Origin of the sequence: Paenibacillus sp. D2_2 (assembly GCF_031199965.1) — a bacterium.
Classification (GTDB): domain Bacteria; phylum Bacillota; class Bacilli; order Paenibacillales; family Paenibacillaceae; genus Fontibacillus.
Map to the genome: position 1 here is coordinate 3,905,967 of NZ_CP133605.1, position 19,787 is coordinate 3,925,753.

Here is a 19,787-nt window from a genome sequence, read left to right on the forward strand (position 1 = left end):
AATAGGGCGTTTAACAGCCATTGTACTTCTGTACATAGTGACTAAGTGTGAGCAGGGGCCAAATCCGCGGGTAGCTGTGATATCGGATATAAAAATGTCCCGGAAGTCCTGCTCCGGTTGGGTACGTTACCCTTCTGTCTTTGTCCTCACTATTCCACTCGATCATGAGTGATATTGCCTCGTTGATCTCCCTCACGGGTTGATCATGAATGGCAATCAGCATATCCAGCGCCCAAGCTGTGTGAACAACCGTAGAATAGGGGCAGGGATGTAGGTCTTTGCCGCATCGCTTTTGCAAGACTCGCCCCAGCCGCCATCCGATTGTCTGATGCGCAGCAGCCAGTCAGCCGCTTTTTGAATCGCGGGATGCTTGGCGGGTACGCCTACAGCTCTCAGTCCGGTCACTGCAGCCCATGTCCCGTATAGATACGACACTCCCCAGCGACCATGCCAAGAGCCATCAAACTGCTGCCGATTCAATAGCCAATGCACTCCCGCCTGCACACGTGGATGATCGGCTGACAGCTTCATATAAGTCCCTAAAAACTCCAGTGTTCGCCCAGTTAAATCTGCCGTTGAAGGTTCAAATGCTGTATCTTCAAAATTTTCAATCGAAAATAGACTCGTCATCCAAGATGTACTATTCCGTTCGAAAGCGGCCCAACCGCCGTCATCATTTTGCATACGGAATAAGTACTGAATACCCTTCCGCCAAGCTTCGTAACCATCCTCATTCTGATGTGTGAACCCTGTCAACGCCCTTAATACCGCTTGCGTATCATCTACGTCAGGATTCGACGTATTGCTTTCGGAAAATCCCCATCCTCCTGATTTACGTATGAACGGGCTTGCTAACGGGATAGTCCTCTCTTGATGCTGAAGGGACATCAAATACGCTGCAGCTCGCTGAATCCCTTCATCATCGGTTGAGAGTCCCGCTTCCTGCAGCGCATAGGAAATAAGCGCCGTATCCCACACGGTCGACGGAGAATTCTGAACATGGATACTCCCATCTTCCGTTTGTGTAACAAAGGAAAGCAGCCCTTTCACAGCATGGGTAATAACAGGGGAATCCTGCTGATAACCGATGGCCAGCAGCGCATAGATCATAAAAAATGTGGCGCTTGCATAACTGTACAGCGTCCCATCTCCTTCGATATTTTCCAATATCATGTGTTCAGCCGTGCGAATCATGCGGTTTGGCTTTCGCTTTGCTGTATGCCATCTGGTCCAACGGGATTGGCGGTGCAGCTTACGATATTTCTGCGTCGTATATAGATGGTTGATGTTTGCCAAGGTATGATGCGGCGGCAATGTAAATTTGAAGTGACCCAACACGAGAATCGGAGCAAAATGAATCTTTACGTACGAACTCCAGCGGTAAAAGCTAAACGGCATCCATTTCGGGAGACGAATTAAAAATAGAGGTAAGGGGTATATGGTTGGCCACGGGTACAAGCCGTGCAGAGCCAGCATGAACTTAGTAGAGATGTGGGCTTTTTCGACGCCGCCACTACGGAGGATATAATTCTCAGCCCTTTTCATCGGTGGAGAATCCCGATCCAGATAACCGGATAACAGCAGTGCGGTGTAGGCCTCAATGGTAGAGGAAAGATGTCCGTTATCGTCGTCATATTGCTTCCATTCGCCTTCTGCCGCCTGTTTGCGTACAAGCCGTTCTGCTAGCTTCCAAATGAGGTCTTTTTCATCCGGAAAGAGGGCGCTAAGGAGCAAGATCATACTGGCATCCGTCATCGGACCGCTTTCAAAATCATATCTCCAGGATCCGTCATCCTGCTGCTCGGATTGAATCCGGGCCACATAACGGCTGATTTCCTCATGCACGTTCTCCAGCAATTTCTTTATGGTCTCACCCCCTGTCACCCGGTCGAATATCTGTCCATTGTTGCCCTTAGATGTTCTCTATCCTCTATCATATGTAGGGAGTCCACGATTTGCGGAGGTATATACCCAAGCTAATCCGTCATGACTGTCAAATAAAAAAGAAGTCAACGCAGACCGCCCTCTAGGCAAGCTTGCATTGACTACTTTATTCATGGTCCCTTTTAGTGGAACATAGTCTATTCTTCTTGCTGTCGCATTCTTACTGAATCTACGGTTTCATTTACGATAAGAACCATTGCATCTACGGCTATGATTGGACATCGATACTCAATCCGGAGAACATGTTGATCGAATTCGTAGTAAAAAACGCCGAAAAAGACAGAATCATCTTTATATTGATTATGTTCCCCCTTCAGACCACCGTTTGAGACAGTATCGATAAACTTGCCGTAGAACGCGTCCTCATGATCCTGGATCTCCTTATCTACTGCTTCATCCAAAGATGTATTCTCTATCACTTCATATATCATTGTTGCTTCGGCTGACATATCAATCGAAAGGTCTTGCGAGAAAACAAATTTCTCGTCTTCTACAACAGGTTCACCCATGCCTGTTCGCAATGCGAAGGTCACACCATATGGCTCAATTGTATATTCCCTTCCATCGAACACCGCCTCTACGTGCTCTATGGAGGTTTCCAGCTTAACGTCCTTACCAGTCACAATCGATAGCTTCTTTTCTTCGGACTTAGGGGCGTCCGTCTCTAACATCGCTGTTTCTTCCGCTTCAGAGTCCCCAACAGATGTTTTAGGAACATAAGCCTCGCCTGTTCCAAAGTCCTCTTCGTTAGACGTGTCCCAGGAGAATGCTGATTCTCCATTTGAGTCTCAGTTGCATGCTCTACCGATTGTTCAGTTGCAACAGGTTGCCCATACAACCGGTTAACAGCAATATAAGTACGACGACCGGTAGCAGTTGTACCCATCCTTTATTCATCAAACTTGTCTCCTCTCCGTCTAAGTACCATGATATATACTCCTATTTCTCACAAACCATTAAATATCGCTTCACTTCGGTAAATCAAATATGATCTCTTCGTGTTCAGATACACAAGTTGCTCTATTATATTCATGACGAATTAAGTGATACACACCATCGTTATATGTCCAAGTTCGGCAGTCATTATGTTTGTAATCATTATGATATTTATAGTAATTATCGTTCCACATCTCATATATAAACACACCGTTATCATTTAAAGATCTGTAGATTCGATTTGTAGAAATCCCTGTTAGTTCCACTAGGTCGGTCCATACTGCAATATCAAAATGATTTTCAAAATCTATATCATTAAAATCACTTACAACATACTGAGCCTTGTCAAAAGCTTTATTGTAATTTCTTAAGTATTCAATGAATGTACTTGAAATATCTATGCCAGTAACCTCGAGCCCCAATCGATGTAAGACGTATCATAATCTTGTTCCCCATAGCGATTGAATTTTTCCTCGATCATTTTCAAGTCATTCAGCTCCTGGCCTTATGATTTTTGTTGTCATCCTTTACGCCGATTTCTGATAACGTTAAGCTATTCACGAAAAGACCCAGCCATTAGATAGCTTCTATCATAGGCTGGGTCTTGTGTAGTCTGAGCTTCCCCAAGCGTATCAGTCAACAGAATCTTATGCAAGCAGGAGCTGCTTTATCTCGAACAGTACGCAAATAATGAGAATATCGCTTTCATTTTTTGAGAAGCCATTGACGACAATGCTGTCTATAATCAGTGATAAAGAAATTCACAACACTATGGAGGAACCCATTATGACGAAATGGATTGGTCTGCGAGATCTTGTCAGGCATGAAATACAGCAGCGCGGAGAGGAAGGCTGCCGCGTAACAGGTTTCATAGAGCGACTGGAAGCGACCGATATGGATGAAACTCAGATTATGGGAATATATCGTGAATTAATGGCACTTGAAATAAGCCCTGATTTTAAGTATATCGAGCCATCAGATTTGGAATCGATTCGTGCTGAACGCCCAGAAGGGCCGCGTATAATTAGCAGTGAATGGGATGACGAGGTATGGCAAAACAAGTTTTATGGTGCCTGGCTCGGCCGCGCAGCCGGTTGCGCATTGGGTAAGCCGCTGGAGGCTCCATCCTTCATGCAGGGATCAGCAGGTAGACCCGGCTGGCACAATATTAAGCTCTGGTTCGAAGGCGCTGAGCAATGGCCGATTCGCCATTACACACCAAGCAAATCTACTGCTGAGGCTCAATATGACATTGAGATTTCTCCCTGGAGCCTGGCCAGCTGCCGAGATCATATCCGCTTTATGGAGACGGATGATGATATTCGTTACACGGTGCTTGGCCTGCTCATGCTTGAAGAGCGCGGTCTGGAATTTAACTCTTGGGATGTCGGTAAGATGTGGCACCGTCGCCTATCCTTCGGTCAGGTATTCACTGCTGAAACACAGGCATACATGAATTTTGCCCAAGTCACTTCGCATATTAGCGGTGAGCAGCCTGATGATTGGGAGAAGCATATCCATTGGGTACGTTCCTATTTGAATCCTTTCCGAGAATGGATCGGTGCTCAAATCCGTGTGGACGGCTATGCATATGGCGCTGCCGGCCAGCCTCAGCTTGCGGCCGAGCTTGCTTGGCGGGATGCCTCGTTCTCTCATGTGAAAAATGGTATCTACGGCGCCATGTTCTGCTCTGCGATGATTGCAGCCGCATTCGTTGAGAGCGATGTGAAGCGGATCGTTGAGATCGGACTAAGTGAGATTCCGAAGCGCAGCCGTCTGGCAGAAGACATTAAACTGGCGGTCCAAATTGCTGAAGAAACACCAGATCAGCTTGAACTGGTTGAGAAGATTTGGGATGCCTTTAAGCACTATAACTGCGTTCATACGAATAATAATGCCGCATTATGCGCGGCTGCGCTCATTCATTCCGGCGGCGATTTTGAAAAAGGGATCACTACAGCCGTTCTTGGTGGCTGGGACACCGATTGCAATGGCGCCACCGTCGGATCCATCCTTGGCGCTTCGCTTGGAGCGTCTGCGCTGCCTGAAACCTGGATCAAGCCACTGAACGATACTTTGTATGCGGATGTCAGCGGCTTCCACCCGATTGCCATCTCAGAATGTGCTCAAAGAAGCTATCATGTATTTCGGAGACTTCAGCAGTAAGTTTCTTCTTGGATAATTGTGCAACCACAATAGCAGCTCTTATTGTATACTTTCCTTATACCATGATTAATGTCAGGGGGCGATGGAAAATGAAGCTGCATATTACATACGATCATCCAATTCCGATCAACGCTTTTGAATGGACCCCTGCTACGAATCGACAATCGCCCCATATGCATTCAAGTCTGGAAGTCGGCCTCTGCCTGTCAGGCAAAGGCTGCTTCTTCTTTGGCAGCAAACGCTATACGGCTAGTCCTGGCGACATATTTATCGTCAATAACGAGGAACATCATATTGCTCAATCTGACCCGGATGATCCAAGCCACTATCTCTTTATTAACTTTGATTCGGCGCTACTGTTGGCGGAGGAACCAGGTCTTTTACTGCCTTTCTCCTATCGTTCTACCCATTTTCGTAATCATATTGTCGGTAGCTCGCCGCTTGCAAGTGAACTTACGCCCTGGATCCTTGCAATAGCGGAGGAGCTTCGAGATAAATCCCCGGGTTATTTGGCGATGGCAAAAAGCGCGCTTATCCAGTTATGCGGCCGCCTACTTAGACATTACAACGAGTTACTCAGTGCTGACGAGCGGCAGGCGATGGTACAGACGGTTCGTCAAGCACAATCTTTAGCCACTTTGGTGGATCGGCGATTTCATGAACCGCTGAGTTTGGTGGGACTAGCAGATGAGTTGGGTATAAGTGTATCGCGCCTCAGTCGTGCATTTCTGGAAACGACCGGGTACCGCTTCTCTGATTACGTATCTCTCTTACGTGTCCAAGCTGCAAAACGAGAATTGACGGGGACAGATAAAGCAGTAACCAATATCGCATTCGAATGTGGCTTTCAAAGCTTGCCAACCTTTTATCGTGTTTTCAAAGACATTACTGGCGTATCCCCCGTGACTTATCGTCAATCTATGGGGCTTGTGCAATGAATAGTAGTTTCGCTTTTTTCACAAAACGCCCCAGCCATAGATAGCTCTTATCTAAGGCTGAGGCGTTTGTTATCTGAGCTTCTTCCACATACTTCGATTACTTTAATAATCCAGTATTACTGCTTCGCAGCGACTCTTCTGCGTCTTGTCTTACTTCCGCCACTTCATGAACCGATAGTCCAGCAGGTCCACCAACAGGAACAAGACGAAGCCGACCAGACTGAATAGTAGGATCCCGGCATACATTTGCGGATAATCCAGTCGGAGCCATGCATCCATAATGAAGAAGCCCATGCCGTGCTCGGTGCCGTAGATTTCAGTAAAGAACAGAACCGAAATGGCTGTCCCAAGCGAGATGCGGATGGTGCTGAGGATTACGGACAACGCTCCGGGCAAGGTGACATGCCAAAATTTCTGACCCGGCCCTGCGCCTAGGCTTGTCAGCACATCATAAGTGCTCACTGGAATGGCTTTTACTCCGTCTCGTACAGAAATGATAATCTGGAAAATCAGGATCAGCATAATCATGAGAATCTTGGAAGTCTCGCCTAGCCCGAAGAACAGCATAACCACCGGGAGAAGAGCGATCTTGGGCACCGGATACGTCAAATACACCACTGGGTCCAGCAGCTTGTTCCAGAGGGGCGAACGCCCCATCAGAAGCCCGATCAGCAGACCGATAATTAGCGCTAGCAAAACCCCAGCAAAAATCCGCATCAGACTATAGCCGACATTCAGCACAATATCCCTTCCACCAAGGTGTCCCATTGCCTGATAGACCTCCAGCGGGCTGGGCAGCATCGGATGATGCACTAGCAGATATGCCACGTACCAGATCACATGCATTCCCAGGAACACTAGCAATAATCTCAAAATATAGTTAAGCCGTCGTCGTTTATTCACCATTTCTCTTGCATTACCTTCCTGATTCTCTTGATCTGGTCAAAAAAGGCATCACTGGCTCGCTTCTCCCCTTGCTCCAGCCCGAATACTGCCTCATTATCAATAATCTCCGGTGCCTCGCTCTTGCTCGATGGGAGCACGATAATCTTCTGCCCCAGCAGAATGGCCTCATCCACATCATGCGTCACGAATAGCGCTGTAGTAGGATTCGCTTGCCAATGTTCCAGGAATAACTGCTGTAGCCCCTCCCGCGTAATCGCATCCAGCGCAGAGAAAGGCTCGTCCAGTAATAAAATAGACGGAGCAATTGCGAACGCCCGCGCAATGGCAACCCGTTGCTGTTGCCCACCACTCAGCGACAGCGGATAACGCTCTGCTAGTTCCAAGATGCCCATCGCAGACAGCCAGCGATCAATTTGCGCCTCCTGGGACTTCTTATCCTGCCTCTTAGAATTCGCGATCTTCATTGCTACCCTGATGTTAGCCTTCACCGTCTTCCAAGGCAGGAGACCGTAATTTTGCGGCACCAAGCCAATCAGAATGTCCTGTTCGCGCAGGGACTGTCCATTGAACAGCAGCTCGCCTCGATATTCCGGCAGCAGGCCGGACACAGCGCGTAGCAACGTGGATTTCCCACTCCCGGATGGCCCTAAAATGGTGTAAATCCCATGCTCCGGCAAGGTGAAATTCACTTTCCCAAGCGCTAGCTCTCCGCCTTTATATTCAACCTCAAGCTCTTTTACGCTGAGTCCTTTATTTCTTGAACTGGACATTGGAGATCACATCTTCAGGGGTGATGTTTTTGGTCAACAGACCCTGCTCGCGGGCCCAGGCGAATGCCGACTCTACCTCTTTCACATCGACCTGATTAGCTGGAATGTAAGCTGGTACCACTATTTGGTCTTTCAAGTTTTCCGGGTAGCCGACCTCCTTGATCACCAGGTCAATATAATCCTTCTGGTCATGAGATTTCATATAAGCAACCGCATCATCATAAGCCGCATACATAGCGCGGATTGCTTCCGGCTTGGCTTCAATTACGCTTTGCGGAAAGGCCAACACAAATGGGTTCACCTGAGCCTGCTTCGTGGAGCTAAGCACGCGTAATCCTGACGTTTTCCCCATCGTAACGAACGGCTCTGGCAAAATTGCAGCGTCTGCTTTGTTATTTTTCAGTAACTCAAGACGGGTTGGAATTTGTGGTACTTCAGTAATATTGATGTCCTTCTCCGTCAGTCCAGCCTGCTTCAACATCATGGCAACGGTGTACTGCGTAGAGGTATTCTTGGACAGGATCACGGATTTACCCTTCAGATCCTTCACATCCTGGATCTCTTTATTACCGGTGAACAAATCAAATTCCCCAAAGGTCGTGCTGGTAATTTTCACGTCTAACCCAGCTTCATTATAGATCGAAATTGCGACCAGATCCGCGCTTAACCCTTCAACCTTGCCTGCTTGAAAAGCTACATCACGGTCTTTAGCGCTTTTGAATGTCTGAATGTTCAGTTTCACACCATGCTTCTGATCAAAGCCCTGCTCATGAGCAATAACGAACGGAATCTCATCAATCGAAGGCAACAAACCCAGCGACAGCTCTGTTGGTTCCGTCGTTGTACTGCCCGCGTTACCTGCGTTGGCATTATTCGTCTTGTTGCCGCATGCTACGCCAACTATGCTAACAACTAGCACCAGCGCCAATAGCATCATCATTCTTCTTGTTGTTTTAATCTTCATGGTTCTTCCATCCCCCTATGTGTTCTATATAGAATTGGCATAGTAACGTGCCTTCTTTACTTGAGACGTCTTTCACCACTTTGCGTCTTTATTCACAAACAATATCGCACAAAATCATATGTCCGTCAGAAGTCTCAAGCAATGTCAATTTTACACCTATAATTGCATTTTGTATATTTACAAATTTAAATATTATGCAAATTTTTCATATACAAAGCATTCCTTTCAGCAAAAGTTCTTGGATTTGACGAAACGCCCCAGCCTAAGAGAACTCTTAGGTTGGGGCGTTTTGTTGTTTTGACTCTTCTTCAACATACCAGTCATCGAAAGCTCACCCAAAATGATGGGCCTCCTTCTTTCTCATTTTTTTTCGTTATTCTTTTCTATTGTTTCTATATTATTATCAAACATGTATTTCTCTAGTTCTTCCTCTATTTCTTTATTAATCTCTGAGATTATCTCTGGATGATCCTCTTTCTTTTCAAAAGCTTGGAGCCCCTCATCAATTCCTTGTTGAATCTTTTCATCTTCTCTCAAAAGTCCTAATTTTTCTCTTATTTTCTTAATGTCTTCATATATTTGTTTATTTCTTTGATACGTACTAAAGACTATTCCGAATAAAATAACAAGAAAGATCCCTACTCCATATGGGCCGATTAAATAAACGGATAGAAATAATATGATAGCTCCAATAACCATACCGATTACTGTCATTTCTATTTCATTCCTTTCTTGCGAATGCGGACAAGGGGATTCACCCTTTTACTTCACGCATAGCACCTAACACGATATTATATTTATCTGGATCTTGAACATATACATTCTTAAATTCCCATTTTCCGTGTGACTCTTTTACCGGATCATATCGAACAATTCCGCCCTTATTTTGAATGTCATCAACGATTTCATCTATCTCGTCCCAACTAACATGTATAAAGGTATCCCAGCCATAATCAGGTCCCTCCGATTCCGTTGGATAATCGGAACGTTTCTTTGAAGGAGCATTGGGTCTAACATCTTCAAGGGACTCGGCTTGTTGCAGAATAACAATCATTCCGTCACGCTCTGCATGCCCCCAACCATCAATTGTACAACCTAAGACATTACGATAATATTCTTGTGATTTTTTTAAATCTGAGACTAACCGTACTTGAATTGTTGTTCCAAACTTCCATTTTTTGTCTGGATCATTGAATTGATTATTCATTTTATATCTCCCCAATAGGTTTTCCTTCAATATCGACCTCAACAATTTCAACATTCTTCTTATTACCCAGCAATCGTTGATAGGACAAAGTCTCAGCTTTCATAAACTCACACAAGAAACATGTCGCATATATACTTATGATCTTATGTTTGTTAGAAATTTGCTCTTCATTAAAAAGCATAGGTATATCACTAAAGGTCATATGATGTGCCTCACGAACCTTAATAAAGGAATTATATTTCGAGAATAAAGTGAATAGCCTTTGATATCCATTTATATAAGGGGTGATTATTCCTTCTGAAAGTTCATTACGTAATTCCTCATAAGTACACTTTTCTTGTCTCATTATTAAAAAAGGTGTGTTTAGCTTTATATTCTCTTCAAATTCCATAAGATGAAAACTAGGATCTAATAATACACCTGCTTCGATCCTAGAGTCTCTTGCTGCCACTTCTATTGCAGCGGCACCACCTAACGAATGACCTACTATGCCAATACTACTAAATATAATTGGTTCATGAGTTAATTGTGATTGTATTTCCTCTAGATGATTCAAAACGTAGTAAATATCTTCAACTCGAGTATCCAGTAGTTCTCTCCAAAATTGAAAATCTGTACTATTAATTTTAGATATATCTTCAGATTGCCTAACAAACAGTCCTTCAGGAAAGATGGAAAACATGGATTCATATGTGGAACCAATGGATACTACAATAAACCCATTATCCACTAATTGTTGGATGTGATAGATATACATATCCCTAACAACACCAAAAGCCGGAACATATAAAATAATGGGGTAACTATTTAGATGAAGATTCGGTTTGGCATTGTTATGTACTTTAGTTTTAGTTTCTCTAATAAAATGGATATCGAAATTCATTTCTTCAAGAATAGTAGTCGCTTTCTCTTGACACGGATCAAATAATTCCAAATAACTTGTTTCATTTAATTCTGTATTCTCAACTTCTGTTGGATAGAAAATACTAACTATAATTGACCTCTTATCATTTATTGAAAAGAGGTCATTCCTAGAATTATCATGAAGCACATGCGTAATTCGTCCCACACTCATAACTCTCACCTTTTATCTATTGTTTGGGTTTCCCGACTTTCTAACCTACTGTTTGATCTCCGAACTGATGTCAGATCATTCTGAATCGTTATTTCATCGAATTATCAGATAAATTACCAGTGCAGATAATATGAACGGTAATCCAATTAAAAATAGTACAAGTGAAGACTTCGTCCTATCCATTTTATCTTCAAAAGTCTCCATGCTGTTTATTGCCCTTGCCCGATCTCCACTAGTAAATGCTCCAGAGGATATTCCAGCTATCAGCCAGGATACAGCTCCTATGCCACCAACTATCTCCAATGCTACTTCCCAATTGATCAATAGCCCAATAATTAAAGTAAAACAAACACTAAAAGATATACTTATCATTAAAGTTTTAATTTTTATCACTCCTTTAGAGAGATGATGTCACCGCTTTCAAGATTAATGCTTCAATAGATTAAATCTTCCCGAACTTCTATATGATTTTGTTTGACCATTCAACTTCATTCATTAATGGTTCCAAATCTTCACCTTCAATAACTATTACTGTCATTCCATGTTCTGATCCAGATTCGTGTTCTTCCCTAGGAACCCAATATGCTGCCTTTCCGGATTGAATATGATATTTAATTCCTTCCTTACCTTTAACCCAGCCTTGACCGTTGAGCACTAAGAATAACTGATTAACTGTAGCTGGATGTGACCCTATAATCCCCTCAGCTCCAATGTAAAAACATCCTATCTGTACTGGTTTGTTATGTTGAATAATTCTTGAAAAAATAGATTGTTTACTATTAAAGTTTGTAATTTCTCTACCAAATTGCTTTTCAAAACTAAAGATTCTCATAAAATCACTCCTAATAATTTCTATATTTCTTTTCCTTCTTTATTAGGAACAAAACCCACCTTTGGTCTTAACCTTCGGGTGGGTTTTTCACTTTCTCTTGTTGTTTTTGATGTATGCGAAAGGAGCAATAATAAACGACTGTAGTTATATTTTACCTTTATTTACATCTGCGTACAAGCGTTCCTATATTTTTTTGAATATGGTTTTATATAATCCTCATAACCATGTTATGAATTCTGTAGACATTTCAGCCCACTCAGAAAAGGATAAATGGTCATCCCATGTTACATGACCAATGGCCTTAGCACATCCCCAGTCCAGTATTCTTTGATGAAGCATATGAACTTTAAAACGTTCTTTGAACGCTTCTTTATTTTCAATTCGATTGAAATATTCCGAGATAAAATGTCTGGCAAGTCTATCTTCCCCATCCGCTTGATACATGGTAACTATTTTCGGTAAATCAGCTATTCCGTCACCAAAATAACCATTTGTAAAATCGAATATTCCACTTAATTCCCAATTCTCCGTTGACTTTTGAACAAGAATATTATCTGCTTTGAAGTCCCCCATTACAAATGTGGCGAATGCAACGTATCAAACGCTTCTTCACATTCTAATAATAAGTCCTCTACCCAATTTACATCTTTCGTGGTTATTACTGAATATTTCTTTGCATCTTCTAGCCAATATCTTATTCGATGATAGATCCACGTTTTGTAAGAATCATGAAAAGGACGTATAGTATAATTTTTAGGATCAAACTCTCCATAACTTTCTACTTTCCAATGATGTAATTTACACAAACACTCTACTAATACTTCAACAATCTCTATTTTCTCTTCTAGGTTCATTTGTTCTTTCAGATCTTGATCGTTAAAATGAACTCCAGAAAGTCGTGGCATAATAGCATAGGTCCAACCGAATATATCATTTTGTTGATCTACGATATATGGTAACGAAAGGGGGAGATTTGTAAGTTCACTTAAATTCTCTATATAAAATTTCTCTTCAACAAACTGTCCTTCATATAACGGGTTACCTTTAAGCACAAATTCTCCTGCAGTTGAACTTACAAACATAGTCTGCTTTCCTACGCCTTTTGAAGTTTCTTGAATTGATATGAGTTTGCCTAAGTTATAGCGATCTAACATCTCCTGTACTTGATTATTGGTAAGAACACCTACTTTATTCGTGGAGAAAAATATTTCTGTAGTCAATTTGATCGCTCCCTACTAATCAAACATAATTTCTTTATTTGGATTCTTCATCATTTCAAAAAGCGTTTGTATCTGCTCTATCGTATTCCTGTCCTTAGATAGATCCGGCAGGTACTCTTCTTCAAAAAATCCGACTTGTTCTGTCTCGATCCCCGTCTTAAATTGGCCACCAACGATCTCACAAAGAATGAATACTTTATATACGTGAAATGCAGAAGGTGGATGGTTATAAAACTTCTTATCAATAAGACCTAATAATTTAACCGGTATTACATCTAATCCAGATTCTTCTTTAACTTCTTTAACTACAACCTCTTTACTTGATAATCCTATATCTGCCCAACCTCCAGGCAGGGACCAAGCTCCATCGGCTCTTTCTCTAACTAATAATATCTGATTATCCTTAAAGATAACTCCTCTAACATCCACTTTAGGAGTGGGATAACCCATTTCATTCGCAAATAGATTTCTGATCTTATCACTATCGACGTCAGTATATTCGTTTAAAATCTCGATGCTTAGGGTTCTAAGTTGTTCAAATCGCTCAATATCATAAACGTCCTTGGAGTAAGTAAGCCCTGCCTGGCTAATGGCCTGGATTTGCTTGGCCCACTCAATCCATTTAGTCTGCATTAGATGATCAGTCCCTTTATATAAATTTGCGAAGACATTTTTCTATTCTTCTACACTCACTATGATTGAATTGATATGGATACCATTCGGTAAATCTTCCTTTAACACACTTATAAGAGATCTTATGAAGACCTCGCCTTTCATTTCTTTATCTGATGCATTTTCATTATTCACTGGTATTGTCTCAATTTTTAGATAGGGGCTCTCCTCTTTATTTTCATCCTGCAAATTCAGAGATTTTATCTTAAACCCTTCTGTTACTGATGCTTTTTTCCCGATGCTTACACATATGAAATACTGGTAGAGGTTTCTTTTACTATAAATCTGCCAGGGGCTGAATTTTTAAAATCTTCATATCTTTCGATTATTTCTTTGGGCAAATCTTCGGTATTACTCCACCCCCAAGAAAAGTTAGAGGAATCCTTTGAGTACAAATGCTGTTTGAAAGGAATATGAATACTGTTCTTAGCATCCTCAACTTCCGTTGCTACAGTTATATTCCCCGCCTCATTTTCATTCCCCTTTATGCCTTCCTCACTACAGCCCATCTGTAATCCCAAAATAACAATAATTATTAAAAGTACATTCACTTTTTTTAACAATGCTAATCCCTCCTAACTAAAAACTGTTCCATCCATAATACCTATGTTTAGATTATGATTCTCTTTATCTAATAGTCCTCGTATGAATTAGTGTCATCAGTGAAACTAAAGGACTACCACGTGGCAGCCCTTTAGTTTTCTGTTTCTGCAGTTATCTCTTTCTTAAAATGTAATAATTGTATTTCCTATTTTCAATCTCAATATTATTTTGGAATTCAAAACCACATTTTTGTATCACTTTGTTCGATGGTACGTTACGCACCTGAGCTATCGCGATGAGATCCTCGACATTGGTGTTTTCAAACAAATACTTAATTAACCCTTTTGCGGCTTGAGTCGTGTAACCCTTATTTATATAGTCTTCTGAGATTCCATAAAAAATCTCTCTATTGGGTGATGGTACTTTATCCAATATCCCTGTACCACACACACCAATAAACTCACGGGTTTCCTTGGTTATTATACCCAACCGCAAACGGAGATGCCCTATGTCTCCATTTGTTGATACTGCTTGTAAAAACCGCTTATTATCTGGTATTTCATAGTTCTTGATCCATTCTTCCCGTTGTTCCTTGGAGACGTTCCAATCAATCAGAAATTCGTGAAAATGAGGCTGCCAAGTAATGGCATGTAAAGCGTCTAAATCCTCAATCCTATATTCCCGCAAAATGATATCTCCACAATCAATAGTAAAGATGTCTTCACTTAAGTTTTGTATGTTACTCATTGCTACCTCCTAATGTATAGAAGGAATACAAAGCAGAGATGAGTTGGGACCTACATATCACAAAAAATGCAGCAATCCATATAATACAAGGATTCGCCGCATCTAGTAATTATATATACACTATGCTTTGCATCCTTATAATAGTGAAAAACGAATTTTAGCAAACTATTAGAAAGATGCTGGCATCATAATTCTCCTTCCAATTATATCCTGAATAAATTGTAGCAAAATTTGAAAATCTATTCAATTAAATACAAGAGAATGGCTTATACAAGGTTATTATTATCTTAGATTAATGTCTGAAAAAATTGATTTCTTATTTCTTTATTATTCTTTTCCGCCCATTCAGTTAACTTGTTCAATCCGTTTACTTCCTGGCTTTTATCAAAATAAAAACACAGATCCATAGAAACCAATCGCTTTCCCTGCACTTTAAATCCAATCCTTCTGTAACTCATATAAATACACTCAATTCTAGATGATCCATACTTCTTACCACTTGAGGATATTATATAATCTGTTCCCAAAGTAATGCTTAGTTTAGTGAAAAACATCCGTTTAATTATCACGATAATATAAAATAAAACAATGAGCATTAGAAAGGATATAAGGTACGTTATTAGATTATTTCGGTTAATAGAAAGATTAATTAACAGACATCCTTCAATTAAAATCATGGCAATTAAATTAAGTTTTGCTCTTGGATAAATGGCTTTAAATGCATATTCCATTCTGATGTTCCTTTCTCGTTGATTTCAACTAATGTTCTTAGTGTTCGCGACATCCCATTAACTCAAGTCACGCTTTTTCAATGAAAACAGAGTGTAGATCGTATCAATTTCATGCGATTCTTCCAAAACCCACGAGGTTTGGGTTAAAATTCGCTGCAGACCCTCCAGCCCAAGATATCGGATTTGCACACCAATAAACTCTGTAAATCCCAGGTATCCCGGATTTACATGCGCCCGATCGAAAATTAATGAACCTGTGACCCGGGCGTCCGCCGGGAGTTGGTATAGAAATGGTTTAAATTCTTAATGATATCTGAATCCGAACCGTACTCAAAAAGACTGCCCTCCGATGAAAAAAGCTGAATCCAGCCGGAACGTTCCATACTCATATTTAGTAATGCCTCCGGCTGACTCCAGTTAAATTGAACGATATTGACGGTAATGTCCAGGCCATCGAAGCGTTCCCTTGGCTGCTTCAAGACATCAATACACCGTTTTGCAAAATTAGGGCCGTAGGTATCGATATCTAAAATATTTATCTCAATCTTCCGTCCCTTGAGTAATTCCGGGTTCGATTCCTGGATTAGAATCAAGGTGTTGATACTGTCGGTAGCGGCCCCCCCAGCGATATTGAAAAAGCAAAGGTTCCGTTCAGGAAATTGCCCTAGTTGAGGCAGCAAAATATTTGACTGACGTCGGCAAAGATCCCTCAGCCTGATCCGAAGTCCCATGAAAGAGGTTTGCTTCACCGCCCACTTGTCCCGGAATCCTATTTTAATCCCTCGGCTTAAGTCGGGACCAAGTTTGTACAGCAAAGTACGCCTGCCGCTAAGATAGGAATTATCAACATTCGACATTTTCACAAAGATATTCCGGATAAATCCAGGCATCTTCTTTAATGATTCAATGCTTCGGGCTGATTTGAGGCAGTTCAAATGATACGCCTGTTCATCAATACTCGCGTTGAATAGGGGATGAGTAATATCCAAAATAGGTAATTGAATGTCATTTTCGAAAGCCGCATAGAGAATTCTTTGATTTTGATTTGCATCCATGGTTTTCAACTCACCTCACATGAACTATGATCCATTCTTCAAATGTATGTTTAAGTTCATATTCATTAGAATAGATTCGATTGGATTCACAAAACGCCCCAACCTTAGATAGCGTTTATCTTAGGCTGAGGCGTTAGTTGTCTGGACTTCTTCCATGATTATACATCTAAAAACCATGGAATTCCATTATTCAAATAATTCAACTTTTAAGTTTTTATTATTAATCATCACGTATGTATGCAACTGACTTCTATGATGGTATAAATGACATAGTATTTCTAACAACCATTCATATCTCGTATATCTAACCCCCAATATGATTGTTTATATTCACTCAATTCATCTATAGAATATTTCAAAAACTGCTCTACTAGTTCCGTATAATTATCTATTAATGCTTCCTTAATTTCGTTAATTGTTTGTTTAGTGTTCTTATCATAATAATCTTTCATTTCCTCCTGAGTGGCCTCATTTAATATCAAATAATCAGCCTTACATATTAATGCAATATGGCACAATAATTCTCGTATCGTTCTCTTATTATCTATCGGTTTATAATCTAAATCAGCTTCCGATAGCTGTTGTATAATTTCATTAACAGAGTCAATGGCTACTTTCATTTGATGAAACACACCAGATAAATATATATTCATTTTTGTTTGCTCCTTCAAAATGCGTCTTCAAAGCTCTTTTCATTTTCTTTTTTTGTGTTTTTCATTTTCATTTAATTTAAATCTGATAAGTGTTGTTATCATTAAGGATAGTTCTATTTATAAGTTGGGTTCATTGTTGTTATTCTTTAATTTACGAGTTTTCTCAATATACAATTGTTTCTTCATTTCTATGAATTCATATACTTGCGTTATTTCGGATATGTAGTCTTCATTAATCTCAAAATAGTCAGATCTATGTTCCAAACATTTTCTTCTCATCTCATCATGTTCTAAAATCATTTCTTCGACTGTCCTGTCCTCATCGTATTTACGTGTTTCTATAGCACTTCTATTGGCTATGATGTTTGATGCAAAATTATCCGTTATATACCTTCTTGAAAATCCAAGAAATACTGAAATAATATGATCAGAATACGATTCTTCAAAGTCCTTAATATGATGGGGCAATATATAACAGCCTTCTATTATTAAACTTTGATCGTTTTCTATGTTGGTCATGATTATTCCTTTTAGGATTGGCCATAACTTCTCACCGATTACTTCGGTGCTATCAAGTGGTGAAAAACCAATGTTACTTACTCCTCTGTATAAACCCATTTTCAAATGATCAATTGAAAGATATGGAATCTTATATTTCTCTAGTAACTTCTGCGACAAAAGAGTCTCGCCTGGTACAGCTATTACCGCTGATCAGAATTATCATTTTATATCCCCTTTTTTATATCTTCTTGACTTGAGCGTGGTGAAATCGACGTATAGACGGGCACATTAGATAATTAGATGATATTGTTAATGTATAATATACTTTTATTTTTTACACATCGAAAAGAGGTCTTCATACATGATCACAGAAGAAAAAAAACGACAGTTGAACGATGGTCCTATAATTCGTAAAGAAAAAGATATTGTTTCAAAAATGATTCGTCTATACTGCAAGAAAAAACATCACCATAAAGAGTTGTGTGAGGAATGTCAGGACCTAAACCATTATGCTATGAAAAGGCTATCCCTCTGCCAATTTGGTGAAGATAAAACAGCTTGTGCAAAGTGCCCTGTCCATTGTTACAAACCGGATTATCGTCACAGAATTAAGGAAGTTATGCGTTTCTCAGGTCCGTGGATGCTACTGTATCATCCCATTGAGTCCATAAGGCATATACCAATACCAAGTAAGTTAAGAAAATAAGCCAACTAGCATCGTTTCTGAGTGGCATTCTCGATCATCGCGATTTCCTCATATCCATATTTCTTATAAAAATCAGGAGCCTGAAAGCTAAATGTGTGCAACTTAATAAAAGTGCATTTTCTTGAAACGACCCTGCCTTTAGATAGCTCTTATCTTAGGCTGGGTCGTTTGTTGTTCGAGCTTCCCATGATTATACACCTGGAAAAATCCTATCCCTGCTTTCATTCATATACTAAAACCCAGTACTCCTCCCCAAGTTTTCCTTCTTCAACGACCTTCTTCCATCCACTTTTCTCATAGAACATCAATGCTTTATGATTCTCAGATACACACTTTAGTCTTACTGGCTTACCCATTTTTTCTATAGCCTTCTTAACTAACTGAGTGCCAACCCCTTTGCCATTAAAGTCGGGGTGTACAAATAAATTATGAATAAAACGATCAGGTAGATATAAAGATGTAAATCCAAGAATCTGTGAATTTTCCTCAGCTAATAGTACGTATTCTTCAATTGTATCCTTATCAAAATCATTTAAAGTCATCTCATCGGCATTCGCCCAGTGAAAGCTTTTACGACGTGATTCAAGATATATTTGTCTTAACTGAGGGTAGTCTGTTTTACTTGCTTCTCTGATAATAATAAGATCAATCCCCTAACTATTTCTTTTATTTTTTATTGTTACTAATTCGCTGATAAGTCCTGAAGCTAATTGGGATATGTCCGATCGCTAATAACATACTACTAAGAAATAATAAAGGAGAATGCAATACGACCGACGCACAAATGAAATATAAGATTGGGCTAATAGCTAGAGGCACCGGAATTCCAATCATTGGTGAGAACAGTAATTTATTATCTCTGCCCCGCCTAAAATATCGTATCCATCCAATATAATAAAGCAGCAGAAAGATGGACATTCCAATTAGCGATAAGACTTCGTAATTTTCTTCATGGTGTATCGATGAAAGAATAGGTGATATAAATACTCCAAGCCTTCCAATACCTTCCGCTATCTTAAAAAGCAAACTTTCTTTATCTTCCATATTATCAGGTAAATTTGTAGGTGGTATTACGAAAAAAAATAGATTAGGCAATAATATGGCAATGGGTATGATTATACTGATAAAATGAAACAAGTCATTCTTGCCTCCCTTCTGGTTAATCTAAGAAATCACAGCTATATATATTCACCTGCTCGTTATTAATTTCAAACACCGTGA

At 40.4% G+C, this 19,787-nt stretch carries 24 protein-coding genes; 3 read left to right on the top strand and 21 right to left on the bottom strand.

Translation table 11 applies throughout. The features are described from left to right. Positions 1–10: 10 nt before the first annotated feature. From RE628_RS19895 to RE628_RS29720, 4 genes are all read right to left on the bottom strand, one after another. The gene (locus RE628_RS19895) at positions 11–223 is read right to left on the bottom strand and encodes a hypothetical protein (RefSeq protein ID WP_309154669.1); all 213 of its coding nucleotides are present in this window, start codon (positions 221–223) and stop codon (positions 11–13) included. Beyond that, the gene (locus RE628_RS19900; protein ID WP_309154670.1) at positions 217–1,884 is read right to left on the bottom strand and encodes a prenyltransferase/squalene oxidase repeat-containing protein; all 1,668 of its coding nucleotides are present in this window, start codon (positions 1,882–1,884) and stop codon (positions 217–219) included. Before RE628_RS19900 ends, RE628_RS19895 begins: the two co-directional genes overlap by 7 nt. 197 nt (positions 1,885–2,081) lie before the next feature. Further along, the gene (locus tag RE628_RS19905) at positions 2,082–2,615 is read right to left on the bottom strand and encodes a hypothetical protein (protein ID WP_309154671.1); all 534 of its coding nucleotides are present in this window, start codon (positions 2,613–2,615) and stop codon (positions 2,082–2,084) included. Positions 2,616–2,912: 297 nt separating this feature from the next. Beyond that, entirely contained in the window at positions 2,913–3,302 is a 390-nt protein-coding gene (locus RE628_RS29720) for a class I SAM-dependent methyltransferase (protein ID WP_375142937.1), read from the bottom strand. Positions 3,303–3,666: 364 nt separating this feature from the next. On the opposite strand from RE628_RS29720, the gene RE628_RS19910 reads away from it, so the two are divergent. Then, positions 3,667–5,046, top strand: coding sequence for an ADP-ribosylglycohydrolase family protein (locus RE628_RS19910; protein ID WP_309154672.1), 1,380 nt, complete (start codon positions 3,667–3,669; stop codon positions 5,044–5,046). A gap of 89 nt (positions 5,047–5,135) precedes the next feature. Beyond that, positions 5,136–5,984, top strand: a complete 849-nt coding sequence (locus tag RE628_RS19915; protein ID WP_309154673.1) for a helix-turn-helix domain-containing protein — start codon at positions 5,136–5,138, stop codon at positions 5,982–5,984. A 150-nt stretch (positions 5,985–6,134) separates the two neighbouring features. On the opposite strand, the gene RE628_RS19920 is transcribed toward RE628_RS19915, so the two are convergent. From RE628_RS19920 to RE628_RS19995, 16 genes are all read right to left on the bottom strand, one after another. Further along, a complete protein-coding gene (locus RE628_RS19920) occupies positions 6,135–6,857 on the bottom strand; it encodes an ABC transporter permease (RefSeq protein ID WP_309154674.1) in 723 nt (240 codons plus the stop codon). A gap of 26 nt (positions 6,858–6,883) precedes the next feature. Continuing rightward, the gene (locus tag RE628_RS19925; protein ID WP_309154675.1) at positions 6,884–7,660 is read right to left on the bottom strand and encodes an ABC transporter ATP-binding protein; all 777 of its coding nucleotides are present in this window, start codon (positions 7,658–7,660) and stop codon (positions 6,884–6,886) included. Beyond that, a complete protein-coding gene (locus tag RE628_RS19930; RefSeq protein WP_309154676.1) occupies positions 7,641–8,624 on the bottom strand; it encodes an ABC transporter substrate-binding protein in 984 nt (327 codons plus the stop codon). Before RE628_RS19930 ends, RE628_RS19925 begins: the two co-directional genes overlap by 20 nt. 360 nt (positions 8,625–8,984) lie before the next feature. Continuing rightward, the gene (locus tag RE628_RS19935) at positions 8,985–9,338 is read right to left on the bottom strand and encodes a hypothetical protein (protein WP_309154677.1); all 354 of its coding nucleotides are present in this window, start codon (positions 9,336–9,338) and stop codon (positions 8,985–8,987) included. A gap of 40 nt (positions 9,339–9,378) precedes the next feature. Then, positions 9,379–9,831 (bottom strand): VOC family protein, encoded by a 453-nt coding sequence (locus RE628_RS19940; RefSeq protein WP_309154678.1) that lies wholly within the window; start codon positions 9,829–9,831, stop codon positions 9,379–9,381. 1 nt (position 9,832) lies between these two features. Beyond that, positions 9,833–10,900, bottom strand: a complete 1,068-nt coding sequence (locus tag RE628_RS19945; protein ID WP_309154679.1) for an alpha/beta hydrolase family protein — start codon at positions 10,898–10,900, stop codon at positions 9,833–9,835. Between the two features lie 99 nt (positions 10,901–10,999). Next, on the bottom strand, positions 11,000–11,278 hold the full coding sequence (locus RE628_RS29725; RefSeq protein ID WP_375142938.1) for a DUF5316 domain-containing protein: 279 nt from the start codon (positions 11,276–11,278) through the stop codon (positions 11,000–11,002). An 88-nt stretch (positions 11,279–11,366) separates the two neighbouring features. Continuing rightward, positions 11,367–11,738, bottom strand: coding sequence for a cupin (locus tag RE628_RS19955; protein ID WP_309154681.1), 372 nt, complete (start codon positions 11,736–11,738; stop codon positions 11,367–11,369). Positions 11,739–11,954: 216 nt separating this feature from the next. Next, positions 11,955–12,311, bottom strand: coding sequence for a phosphotransferase (locus tag RE628_RS19960; RefSeq protein ID WP_309154682.1), 357 nt, complete (start codon positions 12,309–12,311; stop codon positions 11,955–11,957). After that, positions 12,311–12,958, bottom strand: a complete 648-nt coding sequence (locus tag RE628_RS19965; protein ID WP_309154683.1) for a phosphotransferase — start codon at positions 12,956–12,958, stop codon at positions 12,311–12,313. The genes RE628_RS19960 and RE628_RS19965 overlap by 1 nt, the downstream gene beginning before the upstream one ends. 15 nt (positions 12,959–12,973) lie before the next feature. Further along, the gene (locus RE628_RS19970; protein ID WP_309154684.1) at positions 12,974–13,591 is read right to left on the bottom strand and encodes an NUDIX hydrolase; all 618 of its coding nucleotides are present in this window, start codon (positions 13,589–13,591) and stop codon (positions 12,974–12,976) included. A gap of 281 nt (positions 13,592–13,872) precedes the next feature. Continuing rightward, positions 13,873–14,193 (bottom strand): hypothetical protein, encoded by a 321-nt coding sequence (locus RE628_RS19975; RefSeq protein WP_309154685.1) that lies wholly within the window; start codon positions 14,191–14,193, stop codon positions 13,873–13,875. Between the two features lie 151 nt (positions 14,194–14,344). Beyond that, a complete protein-coding gene (locus RE628_RS19980; protein WP_309154686.1) occupies positions 14,345–14,920 on the bottom strand; it encodes a GNAT family N-acetyltransferase in 576 nt (191 codons plus the stop codon). Positions 14,921–15,896: 976 nt separating this feature from the next. After that, positions 15,897–16,706, bottom strand: coding sequence for a hypothetical protein (locus RE628_RS19985; protein WP_309154687.1), 810 nt, complete (start codon positions 16,704–16,706; stop codon positions 15,897–15,899). 278 nt (positions 16,707–16,984) lie between these two features. Then, positions 16,985–17,359, bottom strand: coding sequence for a DinB family protein (locus RE628_RS19990; RefSeq protein WP_309154688.1), 375 nt, complete (start codon positions 17,357–17,359; stop codon positions 16,985–16,987). 117 nt (positions 17,360–17,476) lie between these two features. After that, a complete protein-coding gene (locus RE628_RS19995) occupies positions 17,477–18,037 on the bottom strand; it encodes a 2-phosphoglycerate kinase (protein WP_309154689.1) in 561 nt (186 codons plus the stop codon). 184 nt (positions 18,038–18,221) lie between these two features. Here RE628_RS19995 and RE628_RS20000 point away from each other — a divergent pair, with 184 nt between their 5' ends. After that, positions 18,222–18,566: a nitrous oxide-stimulated promoter family protein gene (locus tag RE628_RS20000; protein WP_309154690.1), complete on the top strand. Its 345-nt coding sequence runs from the start codon at positions 18,222–18,224 to the stop codon at positions 18,564–18,566. A gap of 221 nt (positions 18,567–18,787) precedes the next feature. Here the strand turns inward: RE628_RS20000 and RE628_RS20005 are convergent, their stop codons facing one another. After that, positions 18,788–19,207, bottom strand: coding sequence for a GNAT family N-acetyltransferase (locus tag RE628_RS20005; protein WP_309159511.1), 420 nt, complete (start codon positions 19,205–19,207; stop codon positions 18,788–18,790). Positions 19,208–19,787 lie beyond the last annotated feature (580 nt).

What these genes read in the sequence shown, in the direction of transcription:
- RE628_RS19915 (WP_309154673.1), top strand. Translation starts at nt 5,136, where the DNA reads ATGAAGCTGCATATTACATACGATCATCCAATTCCGATCAACGCTTTT.
- RE628_RS19940 (WP_309154678.1), bottom strand. Translation starts at nt 9,831, where the DNA reads ATGAATAATCAATTCAATGATCCAGACAAAAAATGGAAGTTTGGAACA.
- RE628_RS19985 (WP_309154687.1), bottom strand. Translation starts at nt 16,706, where the DNA reads ATGGATGCAAATCAAAATCAAAGAATTCTCTATGCGGCTTTCGAAAAT.
- RE628_RS19980 (WP_309154686.1), bottom strand. Translation starts at nt 14,920, where the DNA reads ATGAGTAACATACAAAACTTAAGTGAAGACATCTTTACTATTGATTGT.
- RE628_RS19905 (WP_309154671.1), bottom strand. Translation starts at nt 2,615, where the DNA reads ATGTTAGAGACGGACGCCCCTAAGTCCGAAGAAAAGAAGCTATCGATT.
- RE628_RS19910 (WP_309154672.1), top strand. Translation starts at nt 3,667, where the DNA reads ATGACGAAATGGATTGGTCTGCGAGATCTTGTCAGGCATGAAATACAG.
- RE628_RS19895 (WP_309154669.1), bottom strand. Translation starts at nt 223, where the DNA reads ATGCTGATTGCCATTCATGATCAACCCGTGAGGGAGATCAACGAGGCA.
- RE628_RS19930 (WP_309154676.1), bottom strand. Translation starts at nt 8,624, where the DNA reads ATGAAGATTAAAACAACAAGAAGAATGATGATGCTATTGGCGCTGGTG.
- RE628_RS19960 (WP_309154682.1), bottom strand. Translation starts at nt 12,311, where the DNA reads ATGGGGGACTTCAAAGCAGATAATATTCTTGTTCAAAAGTCAACGGAG.
- RE628_RS19990 (WP_309154688.1), bottom strand. Translation starts at nt 17,359, where the DNA reads ATGAATATATATTTATCTGGTGTGTTTCATCAAATGAAAGTAGCCATT.
- RE628_RS19970 (WP_309154684.1), bottom strand. Translation starts at nt 13,591, where the DNA reads ATGCAGACTAAATGGATTGAGTGGGCCAAGCAAATCCAGGCCATTAGC.
- RE628_RS29725 (WP_375142938.1), bottom strand. Translation starts at nt 11,278, where the DNA reads ATGATAAGTATATCTTTTAGTGTTTGTTTTACTTTAATTATTGGGCTA.
- RE628_RS19955 (WP_309154681.1), bottom strand. Translation starts at nt 11,738, where the DNA reads ATGAGAATCTTTAGTTTTGAAAAGCAATTTGGTAGAGAAATTACAAAC.
- RE628_RS19925 (WP_309154675.1), bottom strand. Translation starts at nt 7,660, where the DNA reads ATGTCCAGTTCAAGAAATAAAGGACTCAGCGTAAAAGAGCTTGAGGTT.
- RE628_RS19935 (WP_309154677.1), bottom strand. Translation starts at nt 9,338, where the DNA reads ATGACAGTAATCGGTATGGTTATTGGAGCTATCATATTATTTCTATCC.
- RE628_RS20000 (WP_309154690.1), top strand. Translation starts at nt 18,222, where the DNA reads ATGATCACAGAAGAAAAAAAACGACAGTTGAACGATGGTCCTATAATT.